Origin of the sequence: Sulfurospirillum oryzae, assembly GCF_025770725.1 — a bacterium.
In the GTDB taxonomy this organism is placed as follows: Bacteria; Campylobacterota; Campylobacteria; order Campylobacterales; family Sulfurospirillaceae; genus Sulfurospirillum; species Sulfurospirillum oryzae.
In genome coordinates, this window is sequence record NZ_JANZKZ010000001.1 from 671,874 (window position 1) to 692,111 (window position 20,238).

Consider the following 20,238-nt stretch of genomic DNA (forward strand, 5'->3'; position numbering starts at 1 on the left):
ATTGAAAGTAGATTTTAATTCAATAGTAAACTCACTAAAAGAAAAACCATCAACTCTCATTTTAATTGTGACAATAATTTGTTTCTTTTTGCTTGCATTAAAATATGAAAATTTGGCAACTTCCTTTTCAACATTTGCATTTATTATACTAGGCTATTTTGGTCTAAATATAATCCGTGAATTTAAAAATTAATTCACAATCAAAGAGTTTGGAGACTTTATGCAAGCTAAACTTTTAATTTTTTACCCCATTTTATCTTTACATGTAAAAATAAAAACTTGTCTATTCTTCCATCGCCATCATTAAAAAGCCTGTAAAGGCAGCATTGTCATCGTGGCTTATCTTTTCTCCAACGTTTGCTTTCATCTCTTCTAAAACTTTTTTATACTTCACGTAAAATTCATAACTCGGTTTTGGCTTATAGACTAAACCTTCTATCTCAAAAAAAGCGATGATATTTTTGGTGGTTGTAGGCTTGATAAAAAACTCTTTATCTCTGTAAAAATAATAAGGAATGAGCGTTACGATAGGCCATTTTGCCAAACTATAAAAAGAGAGCACTTCAACCATTGTTTCAAATCCCTCTTTTTGATCGCCATAAAGCATTTCATACAGACCAATGCAGAGCATATCTCTTCGCTCCATACGCATGGACTTGACCATATCTCTTACCTTTGGTTTTTCAAAGAGTGAAATGAGGGTTGACTTTGAGGCGATTTTGGCGAAGTTTTCGCAGATGAGTTCAGGCTGTGAGAAATTCTCTTTGGCAAACATTTCACGGACTTGTTCACCAATTTTTGCGGTATTGTGCCTTTTGATGATCGGTTGAAGCCCTACATCTTCAACACCTTGTGGGTAAAGTTCTAAAAAATAGGCTTCCGCCTCTTGGAGTTTTTTTAGATTCATAATCACTATGTCCTCACTTTTTCATATACGTTATTCACTTAAAAGATTTTTACCTTTTTGCGATAAGAATGGATAAATTTGTAACTCAAAAAGTATCTCTTTTGTCTCACGGATAGACTCCTTTGAGATAACATCATACGTCGATGTAAACACTTGCCAATAAGCCGATATAAACCAATTAAGTTTAGCTCGCTTGTGTATCTGCTCTTTGGGGATAGGCTCAAGGATCTCTTCATCAATTAAAAATTTTAGAAGCAATTCTATTTGTTCAACTCTTATAGCTTGATTTTTTGCGAACATTGTTTTTAATTCAGGATCTATTGCCATCAGCAAAGCCGAATCTCTCATCAAAAACCGATACTCCCAAAACAGCTCACCGTATCTATCAAACATGCTATCCAACTCTTTTAAGGGATTTTGAGCGCTTAGTATTTGCTCAAAACTATTGAAAGATTCAAATGTAACTGACATATCATGGTAAATATCTCGTATGATTGCTTCTTTATTTTTGTAGTGATAGTAAAGGTTTCCAGGAGATATTCCGAGCTTTTTAGCAATATGATTTGTACTTACAGACAATGAATCACTCTCATTACAGAGAAAAAGCGTTGTTGTTTTTATTTTTTCTTTTGTAAGCGATACATTTTTTTTCATGAGAGTATTATAACACTTTAGAGTATAAACACTAAATTAGAGTAATTACTCTAATTTTAAGCTTTATTAAATAAACATTGGCATAGAATTTTCTAAACTAAAAAGGATATGAGATGAAATTAAAAGAACCTGGATGTGGACTACCCTTACATGAAAAGTTCTTCATAAAAACCTTTTTAGTGCCAAGCGTGAAGTTTGTATTTACATGGGAATTTGCCTTAAAATGTTTCAACCAAGAAGTTAAGAAGATAGAAACCATTGTCCGTCACATTCAAAAAGACGATCTTCAAAAAAGAGTTTTAATAGACAGAATTTTCGGTATAGAAGATAACAGCAGAGACTTCTCGGTCAATATGGTGTTAGAACACCTTGTCATTGTCGGTAATGGCATTATCGACCTCATCCAGACGCTCACAAACGAAGAAGAATTCACACAAGAGATTACCATAGCAGGCGTTAAACCTCATGCAAATAGCGCCGATACACTTGAAGTATTTTTAACTTTGGTCGAAACATACAACGCTTTTATAAAGTCTCTACCGAAAAAGAAATCTGTTATGACAAAAAAACATCCATGGTTTGTCGAATTTAACAATCTTGAATGGAGTGCTTTTATGTTCATTCATACGTGGGTACACAGAAGACAGATAGAATCCATTTATCATGTTCTAAAAGTTTGAGCTAAACTTCATTTACATGTAAATTAAACCTTACCGTAGTTTCCTCATTTTTCTTTTTCCAAGTCTGTAAATAGATGAAGGTTTATCTTCAAAAAAACCTTTACATGTAAAGAGTATGACATCGGCTTTCTCTTGGGCATAAATTTCATCAAAGCCCTTTCCGCTAGGATTGGACGAAGTCGAGTAACTCCATTTTAATTTCTTCAAAAACTGCAAATGCTCTTTGTCTTTCACCACGCGAATAGCAAGACCACACGGATAGGCAAAGGTTGTTTTAGAAGCTCGTCTGACACGATTTTTATGCTCTTTGGAAACTCGGGTAAAGCTACGAAGCGTTTGAAGAGAATCGACACTGATAAGAAACGATTTACCACTTGGGCGATTTTTGATGCGGGAGAGTGCATCTGTATTTTGGGAGAGAAACCCCGCCGTTGTCTCTGTTTGTGCTAGATAAACAAGGTCGGGGTTCATGGTCTTTTAGTTTAGATAGTCTTGTAAAGCACGTGGTTCAAGCGCGCTTTTGTCTTGAATGTACTCTATCGCTGTGGTTGCTGCAGCTGCTGCTGCAACAGTGGTAAAATATGGGATTTTAAAGCGTAATACCGCTTGGCGAATTTTCTTCGCATCGTCTTTGCTTGATTTTGCATCGCTGGTATTAATCACAAGGGCGATGTCACCATTTTTGAGTTTATCTTCGATGTTTGGGCGACCTTCAGAGATTTTATAGACAAACTCTGCGTTCACGCCTGCATCGCAAAGTGCTTTATGCGTGCCACCCGTTGCAATGACTTTAAAGCCAAGTGCTTCAAATTTCGTTCCGATCTCTTTTGCAAAGGATTTGTCGATGTCCACTAAAGAGATAAAGACAGAACCGCTTTTTGGAAGCACGTTAGCTGAAGCGATTTGGCTTTTTGCAAACGAAGCTGGGAAGTTTTTGCTAATGCCCATAACTTCGCCCGTTGACTTCATCTCAGGTCCTAAGATAAGGTCTGCACCTTGAAGTTTATTAAATGGAAAGACCGCTTCTTTAACTGCAACATGGTCAAATTTCTTAGGTTTCAAGATGCCATTGCCCTCGCGAACAACGTCAAATTTATCATAAAAAGCAAGCGCTTCTCTGAGGTTTCCTTGGAACATAACGCGTGTTGCAATTTTTGCCATTGGCATACCTGTCGCTTTACTCACAAATGGAACGGTACGACTTGCACGTGGATTGACTTCGATCATATAGACATCGTCTTGATAAATGGCATATTGAATATTCATCAAACCAACAACACCAAGATTAAGAGCAATTTGTTTGGTTTGGGATTCTATTTTGGTAAGAATAGCATCGCTAAGGCTGATAGAAGGCAGAGAACATGCGCTGTCACCGCTGTGAATACCCGCTTCTTCAATGTGTTGCATAATACCACCGATGTAAACCTCTTTACCATCACAAATCGCATCAACGTCGACTTCGATCGCACGATCAAGGAATTGATCGATCAGTACAGGTGAGTTATGGCTTACACTTACCGCTTCGTTCATATAAGTACGTAGTTCACTCTCATTATAAACGATACGCATAGCCCTTCCACCCAAAACATAACTTGGGCGCACAAGCACAGGATAACCGATCTCTTTTGCTTTTTCGATTGCTTCTTCTTCGCTTGTTGCAGTTGCATTGTTTGGCTGTTTGATGTTGTTTTCAGTAATAAATTGTGAAAATTTCTCTCTATCTTCAGCCATATCGATCACGCGTGCCGTTGTACCGATGATTTTTGCTCCAATAACCGTCAAGCGTTTAGCAAGTTTGAGCGGTGTTTGTCCACCGAAATGAACGATAATACCATCTGGCTGTTCTTTTTCAACAACGCTTCTAACGTGTTCAAAATCAATCGGCTCAAAATAGAGAATGTCGCTGGTATCGTAGTCGGTTGAGACCGTTTCTGGGTTACAGTTGTACATAATCGTTTTAACACCCATGTCATTAAGTGCATACGCTGCATGAACACAACAGTAGTCAAACTCAATACCTTGACCAATACGGTTAGGACCACCGCCGATGATCATGACTTTTTTCTGTTTATCCTCAATTTTTGCAGTTGCAGGAAGTTTAGTGACATTGGTTGTTGAGTAAAGATATGGGGTAAGTGCTTTAAACTCCGCCGCACAGGTATCGACTTCATTGTATTCAAAGTCAATGTTTAGTTTGTTGCGTGCAAAATAAATATCATTGGTTGTAAGTTCTAAGTTGTCTTCTTGGTTGATGAGTTTTGCGATCATCTTGTCAGAGAAGCCCATTGTTTTAGCTTGGCGTAATAGTTTTTCATCGTTGAGAATAAACATATCGATTTTCTTCTCAAAATCAATGATCTCTTTGATTTGATTTAAGAACCATGGATCAATTTTACTCAGCGCAAAAACGTCTTCAACGCTATAACCTCTGCGGAAAGCTTCACCGACATAAAGCGCTCTATCACAGTTTGGTCTGCGGATTTCATGTTTGAGTTTTTCGTCATCCGCTTTAATCGCATCAAATCCACTAAGTCCCGTTTCAAGTGAGCAGAGTGCTTTTTGGAATGACTCTTTAAAGGTTCGACCAATCGCCATAACTTCACCCACACTTTTCATTGAAGTGGTAAGTGTCGAATCAGCCAATGGGAATTTTTCAAAGGTAAAACGAGGAATTTTAGTCACAATGTAGTCAATGACTGGCTCAAAACTTGCCGCCGTTCCTGTAATGTCGTTTTTAATCTCATCAAGTGTAAAGCCAACCGCTAAAAGCGTTGCAACTTTTGCGATAGGATAACCTGTCGCTTTTGAAGCAAGTGCAGAACTACGGCTTACACGTGGGTTCATCTCGATAACAGTCATACGACCTGTAGTAGGGCAGATTGAGAATTGTACGTTACTACCGCCCGTATCGACACCAATTTCACGAAGAATCGCAAAAGAGGCATTTCGCATACGTTGGTACTCTTTATCGGTCAATGTCAAAGCGGGGGCGATGGTAATACTATCTCCCGTATGAACACCCATCGGATCAAAGTTTTCGATAGAACAGACAATGATACAGTTATCGGCATGATCACGGATAACTTCCATCTCGTACTCTTTCCAACCAAGCAGTGACTCTTCAATCAAAATCTCATTAATTGGACTCGCATCAAGACCTGCCATTGCAAGCTCTTTAAATTCATCAATGTTATACGCAACACCACTACCGCCACCTGCTAGAGTATAGGATGCTCTAATAATTAAAGGAAAACCAATTTTTTCTGCGGCAGCATAAGCCTCTTCTAAATTATACGCATAAGCACTAATAGGTAAATCCATACCAATTTTGATCATCGCCTCTTTGAAGGCTTGTCTATCTTCACCTTTTTTAATCGCTTCTGGATTGGCACCTAGAAATATAATATCTTTAAGCATTCCTTGTTCGTGCATCGTCATAGCAACATTGAGTGCTGTTTGTCCTCCCATGGTTGGCAGAACTGCATCAACGCCTTCTTTCTCAATAATGCGCGCAATCACTTCAGGAGTAATCGGTTCAATATACGTACGATCTGCAAATTCAGGGTCTGTCATAATGGTTGCTGGATTGGAGTTAACAAGTACAACTCTGTATCCGAGCTCTTTTAAAGTTTTTGCTGCTTGCGTTCCTGAATAGTCAAATTCACATGCCTGTCCGATAACAATAGGACCTGATCCGATTAATAATATGGTTTTAATGTCTTGACGTTTTGGCATCTTTTTCCTTTATTCTACTTGTAGTATTCAATCCAATGCCTCTGAGGCGCTGGATTCAAAACTAATTTTGCACAATCACGTGCATATAAGAAGGTACATGCGATGTTGCATAGGGTTTAACAACAACCGTTTTAGAGGACTCTTCTTCGATCACTTCAGTGACAATACCGACTTTAATGCCTTCAAAAAATATGCCATCAAGCCCACTAGTAATGACTTCATCACCTACTTGAGGTTGAAGCCATTGAGAGATATATTTGACTAAAACTTCTTTACGATTGCCTTGGGCAACGCCTTGCATTTTTTGGTTACCTATATAAACTGCGAAAATGGATTTTGGATCACTTAGAAGCAAGCCTTGTGGGTGACCATCGTTTGAGACAACAATGCCTGCAGCAGAACCCTGTTGCAATAAGCCATAAATTTTACTTTGATTAAACTCATCAAACTTCAACCACACTTTGCCATAGTCGTTAAGATTAGTGTAACCTATGGTTTGAACCATCTTCACACTCGGATAATAACTTGTACTATTGTGTTCTTTAAGCAAGTCACTCAGTTTGCTTGCAAAAGCAATAGAGAGAACTGCTGATTTTTGTAACGCTTGATTTTCGGCACGTAATCGCTGAATCTCTTCTTGTTGAGAAAGATGCTCATTGATCTTAGCTTCGACTTGCATTTTCATATCAACATAGGAGGCAAGAACTTTCGTGTTGATGCCTCCTATGATATGCCTCGCCTCTGTGCTGTACCGAAACGATACAAACACAAAAATGCTTAGCAAAACAATGATTTTAAATTTACTCATTCGACAATTGTTGTAAAAGTTCAATCTCTTCGAGTGCTTTACCTGTACCTTTTGCAACAGCAAGAAGTGGCTCATCTGCGACAAAAACAGGCAACTTGACGATATCTGAGAGATATTTATCGAAGCCTCGAATCAAAGCTCCACCGCCCGTTAAAACAACACCGTTTTCTACGATGTCACCGGCAAGATCAGGAGGCATAACTTCAAGCACGTCTTTAAGGGCATCAGCAATCTCTTTCAAAGGTTCTTTAATCGCATCTCTAACATCTTCACTGGTCAGTTCAATACGACTCAAAAGCCCACTGACCTGATCTCTTCCTTTAACCATCATTGAGATAGGTTCATCCATAGGAACAGCTGTACCAATCGCGATTTTAATCTCTTCACCGGTTCGCTCACCAATAAGAAGGTTGTATTTTTTCTTAACATAATCAACAATGGCAAGGTCTATTTTATCGCCCGCAACACGAATTGATTTACTGATAACTAAACCACCGAGTGAAACAACGCCGATTTCAGTGGTACCACCACCAATATCAACCACTAAACTTCCTTGTGGTTCACGTACAGGAAGTCCTGCACCAATCGCTGCTGCCATAGGCTCTTCGATCAAGAAAACTTCACGCGCACCCGCACTCATTGCAGATTCACGTACCGCTTTGCGCTCAACTTGCGTCAAACCGTACGGTACACAGATGATAATACGAGGACGTAAAAAACTTTTTCTTCTGTGTGCTTTCTCAATAAAGTAACGAATCATCTTTTCAGTCATATCAAAATCAGCAATAACGCCATCACGCATTGGGCGAATGGCTTCAATATCACCTGGTGTTTTACCCACCATGTTTTTTGCCTCTTTACCTACCGCTAGAATATTTTGCTTTCCATAACGGTTACGTTGTACAGCGACAACAGAAGGCTCATTGATAATAATACCTTTACCTTTGACCAATACCAATGTATTGGCTGTTCCTAGGTCAATACTCATATCACTTGAGAAAAATCCTATTATCTTATCCAAAATCATTTCTTCAATCCTTTTTTACGCACTTTTTTTATCTTTTTTGATATAAAGCGGCTTTTCACCTTTTGTAACTACATCTTTGGTAATCATCACTTCATAACCACCTAATTCTGGAAGTTCATACATTACATCAACCATAATGTCTTCCATGATACTTCGAAGACCCCTCGCTCCTGTTTTACGCTTAATCGCAAGTTCAGCCACAGAATCTAAAGCCTCTTTTTCAAACGAAAGCTCTACATTATCAATTGCAAAAAGTTTTTTGTACTGTTTGTAAATCGCATTTTTAGGCTCTGTCAAAATACGTACCATATCTGCTTGTGTAATAGGAGAGAGCTTTGCGGTTACATGTAAACGTCCAATGAGTTCTGGAATCAAACCGTAATGCACTAAATCATCAGGTTCTACCAAATCAAAAAGTCCTTCATCTTGGCTTTTTGTACGTTTTTCTTGCTCAAAGCCTAAAACATTTTTACCAATACGTCGTTTAATGATCTCTTCTAATCCATCAAATGCACCGGCACAAACAAATAAGATATTTGTGGTATCAATTTGAATAAAATCTTGGTTAGGGTGTTTACGTCCGCCTTTTGGTGGGATATTAACTACACTACCCTCAATAATTTTTAACAATGCTTGTTGAACACCTTCACCTGAAACATCTCTGGTGATAGAGCGGTTTTCACTCATGCGCGCAATTTTGTCGATTTCATCAATAAACACAATACCTTGCTCTGCTTTTTTAATATCGCCATTGGCACATTGAAGAAGCTTTGTAAGAATATTTTCAACATCTTCGCCCACATAACCCGCTTCGGTTAAACTGGTTGCGTCTGAAATCGCAATAGGCACATCCAAGAAGCGTGCTAAGGTTTGTGCCATTAACGTTTTACCGCTACCTGTTGGTCCAATGAGTAGAATATTGGATTTAGAAATTTCGGTATCGTCGGCAATGGTACTTTGCTTGAAAATTCTTTTATAGTGGTTATAAACACCCACCGAAAAAATCTTTTTGGCTTGGTCTTGTCCAATGACAAAATCATCGAGCACTTTTTTCAACTCTTTTGGAGCTAAAAGCTCTTGGTTAAATGGCTCTTCGTTACTGCTCATCGAAGGCTCTGGGATTTCTCCAAAAAAGATTTTATGGGCGGAGATAACACAATGCTCGCAGATGAAAACATCATCGCCTGCGATCAAACGCGTGTCATTACTCTCTTTCGTGCCACAAAAACTACACTCTCTATTGACCATTATTTTTCCTCTCAAATGGAATGCCTCGTGTGGATTCCATAATAAAATTGCACATTTGCAATACTTTCTCGTTTGTTTCACTCTCCAACAATTTAGCCGCTGTCTCTTTAATAGGATTTTCGCTTCTAAAAAGTTGTTTGTAAGCACTTTGAATCGCAGTGATGTCATCTCGTTCAAAACGACGTTTCAAACCAACACTGTTAAGTCCTCGAACAACCGCGCGATTTCCTTCCGCTAAACAAAAATGCGGAATATCTTGGCTCACGGCACTCGCGCCACCAATCATAACACCTTCTCCAATATGAACAAACTGATGAATCGGCGTCATTCCTCCAATAACCGTAAATGAACCTACGTGTACGTGACCTGCGAGTGTTGCATTATTTGCCATAATGACATTATTGCCAACTTGACAGTCATGTGCAATGTGGCAATAGATCATAATAAAACAGTTATTGCCAATTCTTGTCACGCCACCACCTTTTTTGGTTCCGGCGTTAATCGTTACAAATTCACGAATCATGACGTTACGACCTATCTCGACGCGCACATCATCCTCAGGTTTATAACCTGTATCTTGTGGAGGCATACCAATAACGGCATAAGGACAAATCTTAGTATCTTCTCCGACTTTGGTCACGCCGTAAATTTGCGCTCCTTGCATCACCTCAACACCACTTTTGAGTGTGGTATCTTTAGATACAAACGCATAAGCACCGATTTTTACATCGTCTGCTAAACTCGCTCCCTCTTCAACAATGGCGGTTGGGTGAATATTTGGCATGTTATTTGTCCACAATCATGGCTTTAAGTTCTGCTTCGGCGACTAACTTGTCGTCAACATAAGCTTTCGCATCTAAAACCCAGATATTGCCTCTGTGCTTTAGAACATTTAGTTTATACACTAACTGATCTCCTGGCTTTACAGGACTTCTAAATTTGGCGTTATCGATACTCATAAAATAGACTACTTTCTCTTTTGTATCTTCTTGCGTCTCTTCATCCATACTTTTAAATGCAAGCACACCACCGGCTTGTGCCATACCCTCAATGATCATAACACCAGGGTAAATTGGATGATCAGGAAAATGCCCTTGAAAAATTTGCTCACCAATCGTAATATTTTTAAACCCTTCAATAGACTCACCTGGAACAAGTGCTGTTATTCTATCGACCAGCAAAAAAGGAAAGCGATGGGGAAGTATTTTTTGAATCTCTACAACATCAATTAACATCTTTGAAACCTTCTAACAAAATTCTAATATTTTAGCTAATTAATACTAAATTTTCTCTAATGTCAGGGTAAGTAAAACTCTGAATGAAGAGTTCATATAGATCAATTTTTACCTCATCCAATACGATAAGAGGACTTAAAGAAGCAAATAGTGACTTAAAATAACTGTTTCTAAAGACCATTTCCATTTCAACCGTTGGGGGATTTTGTAGCATTTCTTTGACATTTTTATAGTTGGTATTGGCAAATGTATTAAACGTTTCAAGAGAGATAAAACGTGCTTCTTCTTTAGCTAAAAAGCCCACACCTTGTGTTATAAATGCTACTTTTGACTTGATAGACTCTTTTTTACATATAGAATAAAATAAGACATAACTCGGAATTACCTCTTTGCTACTATTTTTCACCCACGCACGAAGCAACCTGTAATTTAAAAACTTTTCGCGCACCAGTTTAAAAGGTGTCTCTTTTACTTCTAACTCCATTACTTTTTCATAAAGGGCTATGCGTTCTTCAATGGAAGAAGGCAAAATCTGAGGTCTTAGCGGAGAGCTTAGTTCATCGGCCCATCTGTTTTGCTGTTCACGCTGTACGCTTAGAGCAAAAATGCACCCACAATAATCTTGATGATAAAGCATCGCTTCTTTGGCAAGGGCAAACTGTTGTGTGGTTCCACCACCTTTGCGAAAATCAGGGGCAACCATTTCAAGATTGTATTTTTGAGCAATCGCATGCAATGATTTTTCTAGCTGCCCAAGTGATTTTTTAGGACTTGTTAGCAAGGTAGTTGTTATGGTTTTTTCACCTATTTCTAGTGCTTTTCTAGCGGTTTCTTCTAACCTGTTATCAAAACAAACGTTACATCGTTTGCCTTTTTCAGGTTCTTTTTCCAACCCTCGAACCGCTTCAATCCAACTTTCATAGTTATAATCACCTACATGTAAAACAATTCCAAGCTTTGCACAACTGCGTTTGACATCCAAAAGCCTTAATTCGTACTCACTAAAGGGATGGATATTGGGGTCATAAAAAAAACCAACGAGTTTTTCAGCAGGATAACTTTGTTGGAGTTTTTGCAAAAAAAAGTGGCTGTCTACGGAGCAACAGATATGAACGAGCATGGTATTTCTTTACATAGTATAAATTTTCAAAAAGTATAACATAGGTAACATATAACCAATCTATCCTTCTAAAACTAATACATGTTTTAAATAGAACTATCGCATTTTGTTGTATAATAAATAAGCCTTACAGAAGGAGTATACGATGCTGAAGAAGTGTCTTAAAAATGTGCTATTTTGGTTAATTTTTCTTCCCTTACTCTATACACTCAGTGGTTTTATCATCCTTCCATGGTGGGCACAGACCAAACTACCGACTCTTCTAAAAGAAAAACTGGGCCTTTCTGTTTCAATCGAAAAAGTACTTTTTAACCCCTTTACGTTTGAATTACATGTAAACAATTTTGCACTTCAAGATACCACAGGAAGCAACGTAGCGGCATTAGAGCATCTCTACGTCAATTATGAACCTACATCCTTGTTTAAAAAAGAGTTCTTCGTCAAATCGCTTTTGGTTGAAAAGCCCTTTGTTGATCTTAAAATGGATGCCAATGGCACGCTCAATCTTCTAACACTTTTTCATACCAAAAACACCTCTTCAGAAACAAATACAACAGCTAATGAAACCCTCGCCATGCCTTTTGTCATTGAGCACGTGGAAATTCAAAATGGTGAGACTCTCTTTAGCGATGAGCGCACAAAAGAGCCCTTCAAAATCGCATTAGGACCTATTAATTACGTTGTCAATAACCTCAGTTTTTATAAAGATGATCTTAGTATTCATGCCCTTAAAGTGATGCTTCAAAATGAAGAGAAAATCTCACTCGCAAGCAGCGCCTCTTTTGAGCCACTAAAGTTTTATGGAGAGCTTACGATCCAAAGCCTCCCGTTAGCTTCTTTTTGGAAATACACTTTATCAACGATTCCTGCAACACTTTCGCAAGGAGAGCTCTCGCTGAAAGTTCCTTTTTCAATCGACCTTAGCAAGAAAAAACCGCTTGTCTCCTTTGAAAAAGCAACCGCATCATTGGATAACATTCGTTTTGTTGATACAGAGAAAAAAACTGTCATTGAAGTTCCATCCCTTAAACTAGACACGATTGATTTTGATTTGCAAACATCCCACATAAGCATTGAAAAAGCGACCATTTCAAAACCTTTTGTGGATGTGACATTGGAAAAAGAGTATGCCCTTAAATTAGTGCGTCTTTTCACTCCTTCTAGTACACCTCAGGCAACAACAAAACAAGAGGCGTCAACTGAGTGGAAGTTTGCATTAAAATCTTTACATGTAAATCAAGCAACCGTCGATATAGCTGATCAAAATGTCAAAACAGTGATTCACCTCTCTCCACTTAATCTAACCACCCAAAACATCACACACGATATGAACAAATCTATCGCTTTTGACTTTAACAGCACCGTTGATTCCACCGCTTCTCTTGGTCTAAAAGGAACTTTTATTCCCGCAAGCATCTCTCTTGACATGCTCATCAACGCCAATAACCTCTCATTTGAAAAAGCACAACCTTACATTTCAGCTTATACCACGACACTCATTCAAGATGGCGCATTGTCACTCAATGCAAAGCTAAAAGCCTCTTTTAATCAACAGCCAACGCTCAAAATTGAAGGTGATGCAACGATTTCAAAATTCTCACTCGCCGATCAATACAAAAAGTCTCTTGTCGCATGGGAAACCCTCAACGTTGCAAGTGTCGTATACACACTTACTCCTGCAGCGCTTAGTATTCAAAATATCATGCTTGACAAACCTTACATCAACCTTGATGTCAAAAAAGATGGAACCACCAATTTTGCTAATCTTTTAAAAGCACCACCAGCTTCTTCCAAAACTCAAAAAGCATCCAGTACACAAGAAACTATGGCTATTTACATTGGTAATATCGTATTAAAACGAGGCACAACCCATTTTCAAGATGCTTCACTGTTTCTTCCTTTTGCAACATTTGCCGATCAACTTAACGGATCTATTTCAACCCTTGATACAAAAAATACCAAACCTTCCCTTTTAAAACTCGAAGGTAAAGTTGATAAGTATGGCTACGCCAAAATAGAAGGCTCCGTTCTGCCTTTTGATTTTAAAAACAGAGCCATTCTCAAAATTATTTTTAAAAATATTGATATGCCTTCACTTACACCTTACTCTGGCAAATTTGTAGGTTATGCCATTAAAGAGGGAAAACTCTCTATGGATCTTAACTATAAAATTAAAAAAGGGCTGATGGAAGGTGCAAATAAGATCAACCTTGATTCACTCACTCTTGGTGATAAGATAGAGAGTAAAGAAGCGAGCGATTTACCGTTGGGTCTTGCCATCGCTATTTTAAAAGATTCCAAAGGTCAAATCGACATTGACCTTCCCGTAAGCGGTGATCTCAACGATCCTGAGTTTCGCTACGGAAGCATCGTATGGCGCGCTTTTGGTAACCTTATCGGAGGTATTTTGACCTCTCCATTTAAACTTTTAGGCTCAATGCTCGGAATTGAGACAGAAAACCTAAAAAGTATTGACTTTGCAGCAGGTGAGTATGCAATTATTGATTCTGAAGAGGAGAAAATGGGGCAATACCAACAGATTTTGGAAAAGCGAAGTGAGCTAAAGCTTATGATTACGCCAAGTTTTAATGAAACGCTTGATACTAAAGCCCTTCAAGAACAAAATGTCACTGCACAGATTGAAGCTCTGATTCCTAAAAAAAGTAAAGAAGATGATAGCTATGGTAAAACCATCAAAAAACTTTACATTCAAAAATACTCCGATGATGCCTACAGTAAACTGATAAAAACTTACAAAGAAGAGAATTTGGATGTTGGTGTCATTAACGACAATTTAATAGCCAAAATTGCTGAGGGCATTACCATCACGCCAGAAACACTTCAAGCTTTAGCACTAAAACGTTCAGAAGCAATTATCCAAAACCTCATTACAAAACATAAAATTGCACCCGCTAGACTAATAAAAAATGAACCTCAAACCAGCGATGCCATTCGGGATGAATGGGTAGGATGTGCGATTTCAGTGAGTAATTAAAACCGCTTAGAAACACCTCTTATTGAAGTGTTTCTAATGCTTTTTTAACTTCATTGGCATGGTCTTTTACTTTCACATTTGTCCAAAGCTTGGCAATTTTACCGCTTGGATCAATCAAAAACGTTGAACGAACAATGCCCATATACTCTTTACCACAAAACTTTTTAAGTTGCCAAACACCGTAGTTTTGAGCCACTTCGGTACTTGCATCAGACAGAAGCGTAATCTCAAGTTTTTGCTTGGCTATAAATTTTTGATGCGACGCTGTGCTATCAGGACTAATGCCTAAAACAACTGCATTAAGATCTTCAAATGCGGGAAGCGCTGCTGTAAAATCGCACGCCTCAGTGGTACATCCAGGGGTACTGTCTTTGGGGTAGAAGTAAAGCACAATCCATTTGCCCTCAAGGTCTCTAAGTGAAATTTCAACATTGTCCTGATTCGGAAGACTGAGAGCTGGAGCTTTGTCACCTATTTTTAACATACTCTTTCCTTTGTTTATATTTTTCAGCATATTACCACAGATTTTACCTGTGTATAGTCATCCATCAGTGCAAAATAAGGTCCTTCTTTCCCCACACCGCTCTGCTTTATGCCCCCATAAGGTTGCAAGTCAAACCGCAAGGTAGGAATATCATTGATTACAATGCCACCTGCTTCAAGCTCATCAATCGCTCTTTGCGCCATGGCAAGATCGCTGCAAAAAATGGAGTATTGAAGTCCATAGTCTGAAGTATTCATCTTCTCTTTGGCTTCCTCATAACCCCTTACTTTAATGAGCGAAACAATCGGCGCAAACACCTCTTCACACACAATAGCCATCGCTTCGGTGACATCAGCCATAATCGTTGGTGCAAACAAAAGACCGTTACATGTAAAACCGCACAGTGGCTTTGCACCCTCATCGATAGCACTTTGAATCCATCGTTTTGCTTTTTTGACCGCATCCTCATTGACCATCGGTCCAATGAAGGTTTGATCATCATACGGCGAGCCTACATGTAAGCTTTTTGTCTCTTCAACAAGGGCTTTTTCAAAGCTTTCATAAACGCTTTCATGCACATAAATGCGTTGAAGCGAAATACACACTTGCCCAGAGTTAATGAACGCTCCTACTGCACACCGTTTTGCGGCAAGAGCAATGTTGGCAGAAACGTCGATGTAAGTTGCCGCATTGCCACCTAGTTCAAGTGCCACTTTTTTAATACCCGCCTTTTGCATAATCTCCCGCCCAACACTCACACTTCCCGTAAAGCTAATAACACGAGGTATATCATTGGTGATAAGCGCCTCATTCACACCTTCACCACTGTAAATAAGACTGAGTGCATCTTTAGGTGCATAGGGACTTTCGATGAAAAGCTTTACGAGTTCATAGGCAGTGCGTGGCGCTTGAGATGTTGGTTTTAAAATGACGGCATTACCCGCAACAAGTGCTGGAGCGATTTTGTGAGCTACAAGATTGAGTGGAAAATTAAATGGGGTAATCGCCAGTACCACGCCCACGGGCTCACGTTTATAAAATGCCAAACTCTTTTTACCACTTGGCATTGCGGTTGTATCAAACGTTTCGCCGTTTACATGTAACATTGCATTGGCAGAGAGTTTGATGGTTTCAATACAACGATCAACCTCAACGCGTGAAAAAGTGATCGGTTTTCCCACTTCATCGGTAATGATATGCGCTATTTTTTCACGCTCACCTTCTAGTTTTTGGGCTACATCCAAAAGCCAATTCATGCGTTGATACAAGGGAGTCAGCTTTACATGTAAAGCTGCTTTTTGTGCAATATTGAGAACTTCTATAGCATCCATTTCATCGCAGAGACTAAAGGTTGAAACCACGCGTCCATCGAAGGGTGAACGCACCTCTTTTTGTTGCTCTTTATCTTTACATGTAGAACCGTAGTATAGATTCGCTTTCATGAGTTCTTACCTCTATTTTTGTCACTGAATTATAACGCAACTTTTCATACTAAAACTATCTTTAATTAATTTTTGGCTAACATAGTATCTCTTTAGAAAACGACTTTTAAGAAGGTAAAACAATGGATAAAGCAAAATACATTTGGATGGACGGCAAACTCGTTGCATGGGATGATGCAAAAGTACATATTTTGACCCATACACTTCATTATGGCAATGGTGTTTTTGAAGGCACTCGTGCGTATATGACTGAAAATGGTCTTGCCATTTTCAAACTTCGCGAGCACACCAAACGCTTGCTTAATTCTGCAAAAATTACACGTATTAAAGCAACTTATACGCTTGAAGAGCTTGAAGCGGCACATATTGAAGTATTACGATCAAACGACTTTACGTCAAATGTTTACATCAGACCTTTGATCTATCTAGGATACGGCATTATGGGTCTTAACCACGTTAAAGCTCCTGTCAATACAGCGATTGCTGCATGGCAATGGGGAAGCTACCTTGGTGATGAAGGTTTAGAAAACGGCATTCGCGTTAAAATCTCTTCATTTACCCGCAACCCAGTGAGCTCAACCATGGGCAAAGCCAAAGCGGCAGCAAACTACCTTAACTCACAAATGGCAAAATACGAAGCGCTTGAAGCAGGCTATGAAGAAGCCCTGTTACTTGATGATGAAGGCTTTATCGCTGAGGGTAGTGGTGAGTGCTTCTTTATCGTTAGAAACGGTGTGCTGATTACCCCTCCAAATGACACTTCACTTGAAAGTATCACACAAGCAACGGTTCTTGATCTTGCACGCGAAGCGGGCATTCCAATTGAGCGCAGACGCATTACACGTGATGAAGCATACATTGCAGATGAGTCTTTCTTTACAGGAACAGCCGCAGAAGTTACACCGATCAAAGATATCGATAACTACATTATTGGCGATGGTAAAAGAGGTCCTGTGACCAAACAACTTCAAGACGCTTATTTTGATGTTGTTTACGGACGTAACCCAAAATATAAACATTTATTAACATTTATCTAAACACCCTAAAGGAAGATTATGCCAGCAGATTTGAACGATTATTTTAAAAAGAAAAATAGTGGAGGAAACAGTGGTGGAGGTGACAACGACAATCGTACACCTTTCAATATTGAACCGCCCGATTTTATGAAAAACCTTGGTAAAAAAGCAGGGATATTCTATGTGCTTATCGCGATCGTCGTCATTGCTGTTGTTGCAAAGCCTTTTGTGATTATTAATTCGGGTGAAATGGGCATTAAAGCGACCACAGGTAAATTTGAATCAACCCCAATGGATCCTGGTTTTCATCTCTTTATTCCTTTTATCCAACAAGTGTTTATTGTCGATACAAAAGTGCGTATTATGAACTACTCTTCCACAGAAGATTTGGGTGAAGTCATACAAAGAGGTTCTGGTATCAAGAAAAATGCCGCTATCTCCGTTCTTGATGCAAGAGGACTTCCTGTTTCAATTGACCTAACCGTACAATACAAACTTGAACCATCCACCGCTCCTCAAACCATTGCAACATGGGGTCTTGCTTGGGAAGAAAAAATCATTAACCCTGTGGTAAGAGATGTCACAAGAAGTGTTATTGGTAAATTTAATGCAGAAGAGCTTCCACAAAAACGAAATGAAATTGCCGTTAACATTGAAGAAGGCATCCGTAAAGCGATTGATGCACAACCAGGTAAACCTGTTGAACTTCTCACAATGCAACTAAGAGAAATTGTTTTACCTGCAAAAATCAAAGAGCAAATTGAAAAAGTTCAAGTAGCCAAGCAAGAAGTTGAACGAACGCGCTATGAGGTTGAAATAGCCAATCAACAAGCTTTAAAACGTGCCGCTGAAGCTGAAGGTCAAGCCAAAGCAAGAGAGATTAATGCTCAAGGCCAAGCCAATGCTATCAAAATTGAAGCAGATGCTGATGCCTATGCTAACAAAAAAATCTCTGAGAGTATCTCAACTCCGCTTTTAACACTTCGCCAAATCGAAGTTCAAGGAAAATTCAACGAAGCTCTGAAAGAAAACAAAGATGCGAAGATTTTTCTAACACCGGGGGGAGCTGTACCAAATATTTGGGTTGATACCAAAGATAGCCAAAAAGCAGTTAGTGTCAGCAAATGAGTTCAACACTTTTAAATTCTATCGACTGGAAAACTTCACCGCTTCTACCTGTCATTGCGCAGGATGTTAATAGCGGTGAAGTATTGATGCTTGCCTATATGAATGAAGAAGCACTCTCTTTAACCTTGCAAACAGGACTTGCGCACTACTACTCTAGAAGTCGCCAAAGTCTTTGGAAAAAGGGCGAAACCAGCGGGCACCTTCAACATGTCAAAGAGGCTTATTTGGATTGTGATAGCGATACATTATTGCTTAAAGTGGAACAAGAGGGTGTTGCTTGTCATACAGGACGCTCTTCGTGCTTTTTTAATCGTATTGATGTCGAAGAAACCCCTAAAGAGCCAGCCAAAGAGATTGAGGCTTATTCGATTAGCGACAAGATTTATCATATTATTCAAGAGCGAAAGAAGGCTGATCCTAAAAGCTCTTATGTGGCATCACTGCTACACAAAGGCGATAACAGCATCTTGAAAAAAGTTGTCGAAGAAGCGGGTGAATTTTGCTTTGCCTGTAAAGATAATGATAACAAAGAAATTATCTATGAAGCAGCTGATCTTATGTTCCATGCCCTTGTAGCTCTTGGCGCTAAGAACATTCATCCATCGCTTATTACCAAAGAACTTGAGAGACGCTTTGGACTGAGTGGAATAGAGGAGAAAAATAGCCGCAATGAACACTGATGCACTCAAATTATCACTATTGACCTATATTAAACACTTTGGTCTTTATGATTATTTGGCATTCGCTTGGCTCTTATTCACTTTTTTAATATTGATTGTCTTGGCAAGCTTAATTGCCAGACGATCATCGGTTGCATCACTTTTTCTCATTATTTTTGCACTTCTCATGTTAGTCATCGCCCCCTTTCTTATTAAAATGAAATTAGGTGAACTACTCCGAGCAACAAGTACGGAGGTCACTATGGCAAAAAAATTAACTTTCTCGGCCTCTTTTATCGTTGAAGGAAATATCTATAATAACTCCAATAAAGATTTTACACTCTGCTTGATACATACCTCTATTATTAAACAAACAGATGCACAAGGGTTAAAAGCCTATATCAACATGTTAAAACCTATTGCCAAACAGTCGATATTAGTTAGACAAGATCTTCCTAAAGAAGGCGTTATGGAATTCCAAAGTGTTTTCGATAATTACAATTATAGTGACGATGTTAACGCAACACTAAAAGCAGAATGCTACTAAAGGAGTCCAATTGACTTATTTTACAATACTTCATTGGTTCGCCATGATTATACTTCTCTTAGTTTTTATTTTGGTTATTACGCTGACTATCCGTAATCATGATGGAAAATCTTCATTGCTTGCACCTATTCTTGCCACATTCTTTGTTTTAGGCATTTTCGCTATCTTTACAATCTATGGACTCGATAAATACACTAAAATTGCGCGACTCGAAAATGTAGTACAAAAAAAAGTGTTGATCAATGAGTCTTTTTCTATTTCTGGGCAAATCCGCAATATTGGCAACTTTACAATAGGATCATGTGTTTTAGAAGTCAAGGTTGCAAATGAATTGAGCGATACCACAGGCAGCGAGTCCATCGTATTCGCACCTAAATCGGTATTTGACAATCTCTTTAGTAAAGAGTCTATTTATTCAGTAGATACAACGAAAGAATTTGTGATTGCAGAAAATCTTCATACAGGAGAAATGCGTAACTTTACTGTCTTTATGCGCTATCCACCCTCTTTTGCAAAACCTTATACGCGCTATGAGCTTTACTGCCACTAAGAG

The 20,238-nt window shown here is 38.8% G+C and carries 20 protein-coding genes; 7 read left to right on the forward strand and 13 right to left on the reverse strand.

Annotated features, from left to right (window positions below; genetic code table 11):
- Positions 1-283 precede the first annotated feature (283 nt).
- Positions 284-907: a hypothetical protein gene (locus N0B29_RS03285; RefSeq protein WP_263832259.1), complete on the reverse strand. Its 624-nt coding sequence runs from the start codon at positions 905-907 to the stop codon at positions 284-286.
- A 30-nt stretch (positions 908-937) separates the two neighbouring features.
- Complete coding sequence (locus N0B29_RS03290; protein WP_263832260.1) at positions 938-1,561, reverse strand: TetR/AcrR family transcriptional regulator; 624 nt, start codon at positions 1,559-1,561, stop codon at positions 938-940.
- Positions 1,562-1,674: 113 nt separating this feature from the next.
- On the opposite strand from N0B29_RS03290, the gene N0B29_RS03295 reads away from it, so the two are divergent.
- Positions 1,675-2,241 (forward strand): hypothetical protein, encoded by a 567-nt coding sequence (locus N0B29_RS03295; RefSeq protein ID WP_263832261.1) that lies wholly within the window; start codon positions 1,675-1,677, stop codon positions 2,239-2,241.
- 30 nt (positions 2,242-2,271) lie between these two features.
- On the opposite strand, the gene N0B29_RS03300 is transcribed toward N0B29_RS03295, so the two are convergent.
- The 8 genes from N0B29_RS03300 to N0B29_RS03335 all read right to left on the reverse strand — a co-directional run bounded on the left by N0B29_RS03300 (position 2,272) and on the right by N0B29_RS03335 (position 11,414).
- The gene (locus N0B29_RS03300) at positions 2,272-2,712 is read right to left on the reverse strand and encodes a Sua5 YciO YrdC YwlC family protein (protein WP_263832262.1); all 441 of its coding nucleotides are present in this window, start codon (positions 2,710-2,712) and stop codon (positions 2,272-2,274) included.
- A gap of 6 nt (positions 2,713-2,718) precedes the next feature.
- A complete protein-coding gene (gene carB, locus N0B29_RS03305; RefSeq protein ID WP_263832263.1) occupies positions 2,719-5,976 on the reverse strand; it encodes a carbamoyl-phosphate synthase large subunit in 3,258 nt (1,085 codons plus the stop codon).
- A gap of 61 nt (positions 5,977-6,037) precedes the next feature.
- Positions 6,038-6,745: a rod shape-determining protein MreC gene (gene mreC, locus N0B29_RS03310; protein ID WP_263832264.1), complete on the reverse strand. Its 708-nt coding sequence runs from the start codon at positions 6,743-6,745 to the stop codon at positions 6,038-6,040.
- Positions 6,746-6,776: 31 nt separating this feature from the next.
- Entirely contained in the window at positions 6,777-7,811 is a 1,035-nt protein-coding gene (locus N0B29_RS03315; RefSeq protein ID WP_037959038.1) for a rod shape-determining protein, read from the reverse strand.
- Between the two features lie 15 nt (positions 7,812-7,826).
- On the reverse strand, positions 7,827-9,059 hold the full coding sequence (clpX, locus tag N0B29_RS03320) for an ATP-dependent Clp protease ATP-binding subunit ClpX (protein ID WP_263832265.1): 1,233 nt from the start codon (positions 9,057-9,059) through the stop codon (positions 7,827-7,829).
- Positions 9,049-9,843: an acyl-ACP--UDP-N-acetylglucosamine O-acyltransferase gene (gene lpxA, locus N0B29_RS03325; RefSeq protein ID WP_263832266.1), complete on the reverse strand. Its 795-nt coding sequence runs from the start codon at positions 9,841-9,843 to the stop codon at positions 9,049-9,051. Before lpxA ends, clpX begins: the two co-directional genes overlap by 11 nt.
- A gap of 1 nt (position 9,844) precedes the next feature.
- On the reverse strand, positions 9,845-10,294 hold the full coding sequence (gene fabZ, locus N0B29_RS03330) for a 3-hydroxyacyl-ACP dehydratase FabZ (RefSeq protein WP_263832267.1): 450 nt from the start codon (positions 10,292-10,294) through the stop codon (positions 9,845-9,847).
- A 31-nt stretch (positions 10,295-10,325) separates the two neighbouring features.
- A complete protein-coding gene (locus N0B29_RS03335; protein WP_263832268.1) occupies positions 10,326-11,414 on the reverse strand; it encodes an epoxyqueuosine reductase QueH in 1,089 nt (362 codons plus the stop codon).
- 145 nt (positions 11,415-11,559) lie between these two features.
- On the opposite strand from N0B29_RS03335, the gene N0B29_RS03340 reads away from it, so the two are divergent.
- The gene (locus N0B29_RS03340) at positions 11,560-14,409 is read left to right on the forward strand and encodes a DUF748 domain-containing protein (RefSeq protein WP_263832269.1); all 2,850 of its coding nucleotides are present in this window, start codon (positions 11,560-11,562) and stop codon (positions 14,407-14,409) included.
- A 19-nt stretch (positions 14,410-14,428) separates the two neighbouring features.
- Here N0B29_RS03340 and bcp read toward each other — a convergent pair whose 3' ends face one another.
- On the reverse strand, positions 14,429-14,893 hold the full coding sequence (gene bcp, locus N0B29_RS03345; RefSeq protein ID WP_263832270.1) for a thioredoxin-dependent thiol peroxidase: 465 nt from the start codon (positions 14,891-14,893) through the stop codon (positions 14,429-14,431).
- Between the two features lie 23 nt (positions 14,894-14,916).
- Positions 14,917-16,335 carry an aldehyde dehydrogenase family protein gene (locus N0B29_RS03350; RefSeq protein ID WP_263832271.1) on the reverse strand — a complete coding sequence of 473 codons (1,419 nt, stop codon included), beginning with the start codon at positions 16,333-16,335 and terminating at the stop codon, positions 14,917-14,919.
- 122 nt (positions 16,336-16,457) lie between these two features.
- Between N0B29_RS03350 and N0B29_RS03355 the strand changes: the two genes are divergently transcribed.
- Genes N0B29_RS03355 through hisIE form a run of 3 tightly spaced genes read left to right on the forward strand, consistent with a single transcriptional unit; the run spans position 16,458 to position 19,159 of the window.
- Positions 16,458-17,372 (forward strand): branched-chain amino acid transaminase, encoded by a 915-nt coding sequence (locus N0B29_RS03355; RefSeq protein ID WP_263832272.1) that lies wholly within the window; start codon positions 16,458-16,460, stop codon positions 17,370-17,372.
- Positions 17,373-17,390: 18 nt separating this feature from the next.
- Entirely contained in the window at positions 17,391-18,479 is a 1,089-nt protein-coding gene (locus N0B29_RS03360; protein WP_263832273.1) for an SPFH domain-containing protein, read from the forward strand.
- Complete coding sequence (gene hisIE / locus N0B29_RS03365) at positions 18,476-19,159, forward strand: bifunctional phosphoribosyl-AMP cyclohydrolase/phosphoribosyl-ATP diphosphatase HisIE (RefSeq protein WP_263832274.1); 684 nt, start codon at positions 18,476-18,478, stop codon at positions 19,157-19,159. Before N0B29_RS03360 ends, hisIE begins: the two co-directional genes overlap by 4 nt.
- 51 nt (positions 19,160-19,210) lie before the next feature.
- On the opposite strand, the gene N0B29_RS13075 is transcribed toward hisIE, so the two are convergent.
- Positions 19,211-19,336 carry a hypothetical protein gene (locus N0B29_RS13075; protein ID WP_263832503.1) on the reverse strand — a complete coding sequence of 42 codons (126 nt, stop codon included), beginning with the start codon at positions 19,334-19,336 and terminating at the stop codon, positions 19,211-19,213.
- On the opposite strand from N0B29_RS13075, the gene N0B29_RS03375 reads away from it, so the two are divergent.
- Together N0B29_RS03375 and N0B29_RS03380 are read left to right on the forward strand one after the other, a co-directional pair.
- Positions 19,308-19,685, forward strand: a complete 378-nt coding sequence (locus tag N0B29_RS03375) for a DUF2393 family protein (protein WP_263832495.1) — start codon at positions 19,308-19,310, stop codon at positions 19,683-19,685. The two genes, N0B29_RS13075 and N0B29_RS03375, sit on opposite strands and share 29 nt — an antisense overlap.
- Positions 19,686-19,695: 10 nt before the next feature.
- Complete coding sequence (locus tag N0B29_RS03380; RefSeq protein WP_263832275.1) at positions 19,696-20,235, forward strand: DUF2393 family protein; 540 nt, start codon at positions 19,696-19,698, stop codon at positions 20,233-20,235.
- Positions 20,236-20,238: the final 3 nt, after the last annotated feature.

Coding starts and splice junctions, on each gene's coding strand:
- N0B29_RS03290 (WP_263832260.1), bottom strand. CDS start 1,561: ATGAAAAAAAATGTATCGCTTACAAAAGAAAAAATAAAAACAACAACG.
- N0B29_RS03285 (WP_263832259.1), bottom strand. CDS start 907: ATGAATCTAAAAAAACTCCAAGAGGCGGAAGCCTATTTTTTAGAACTT.
- N0B29_RS03360 (WP_263832273.1), top strand. CDS start 17,391: ATGCCAGCAGATTTGAACGATTATTTTAAAAAGAAAAATAGTGGAGGA.
- N0B29_RS03300 (WP_263832262.1), bottom strand. CDS start 2,712: ATGAACCCCGACCTTGTTTATCTAGCACAAACAGAGACAACGGCGGGG.
- lpxA (WP_263832266.1), bottom strand. CDS start 9,843: ATGCCAAATATTCACCCAACCGCCATTGTTGAAGAGGGAGCGAGTTTA.
- clpX (WP_263832265.1), bottom strand. CDS start 9,059: ATGGTCAATAGAGAGTGTAGTTTTTGTGGCACGAAAGAGAGTAATGAC.
- bcp (WP_263832270.1), bottom strand. CDS start 14,893: ATGTTAAAAATAGGTGACAAAGCTCCAGCTCTCAGTCTTCCGAATCAG.
- N0B29_RS03335 (WP_263832268.1), bottom strand. CDS start 11,414: ATGCTCGTTCATATCTGTTGCTCCGTAGACAGCCACTTTTTTTTGCAA.
- N0B29_RS03350 (WP_263832271.1), bottom strand. CDS start 16,335: ATGAAAGCGAATCTATACTACGGTTCTACATGTAAAGATAAAGAGCAA.
- N0B29_RS03340 (WP_263832269.1), top strand. CDS start 11,560: ATGCTGAAGAAGTGTCTTAAAAATGTGCTATTTTGGTTAATTTTTCTT.
- carB (WP_263832263.1), bottom strand. CDS start 5,976: ATGCCAAAACGTCAAGACATTAAAACCATATTATTAATCGGATCAGGT.
- N0B29_RS13075 (WP_263832503.1), bottom strand. CDS start 19,336: ATGACTAACATGAGAAGTGCAAAAATAATGAGAAAAAGTGATGCAACC.
- hisIE (WP_263832274.1), top strand. CDS start 18,476: ATGAGTTCAACACTTTTAAATTCTATCGACTGGAAAACTTCACCGCTT.
- fabZ (WP_263832267.1), bottom strand. CDS start 10,294: ATGTTAATTGATGTTGTAGAGATTCAAAAAATACTTCCCCATCGCTTT.
- N0B29_RS03315 (WP_037959038.1), bottom strand. CDS start 7,811: ATGATTTTGGATAAGATAATAGGATTTTTCTCAAGTGATATGAGTATT.
- N0B29_RS03295 (WP_263832261.1), top strand. CDS start 1,675: ATGAAATTAAAAGAACCTGGATGTGGACTACCCTTACATGAAAAGTTC.
- N0B29_RS03355 (WP_263832272.1), top strand. CDS start 16,458: ATGGATAAAGCAAAATACATTTGGATGGACGGCAAACTCGTTGCATGG.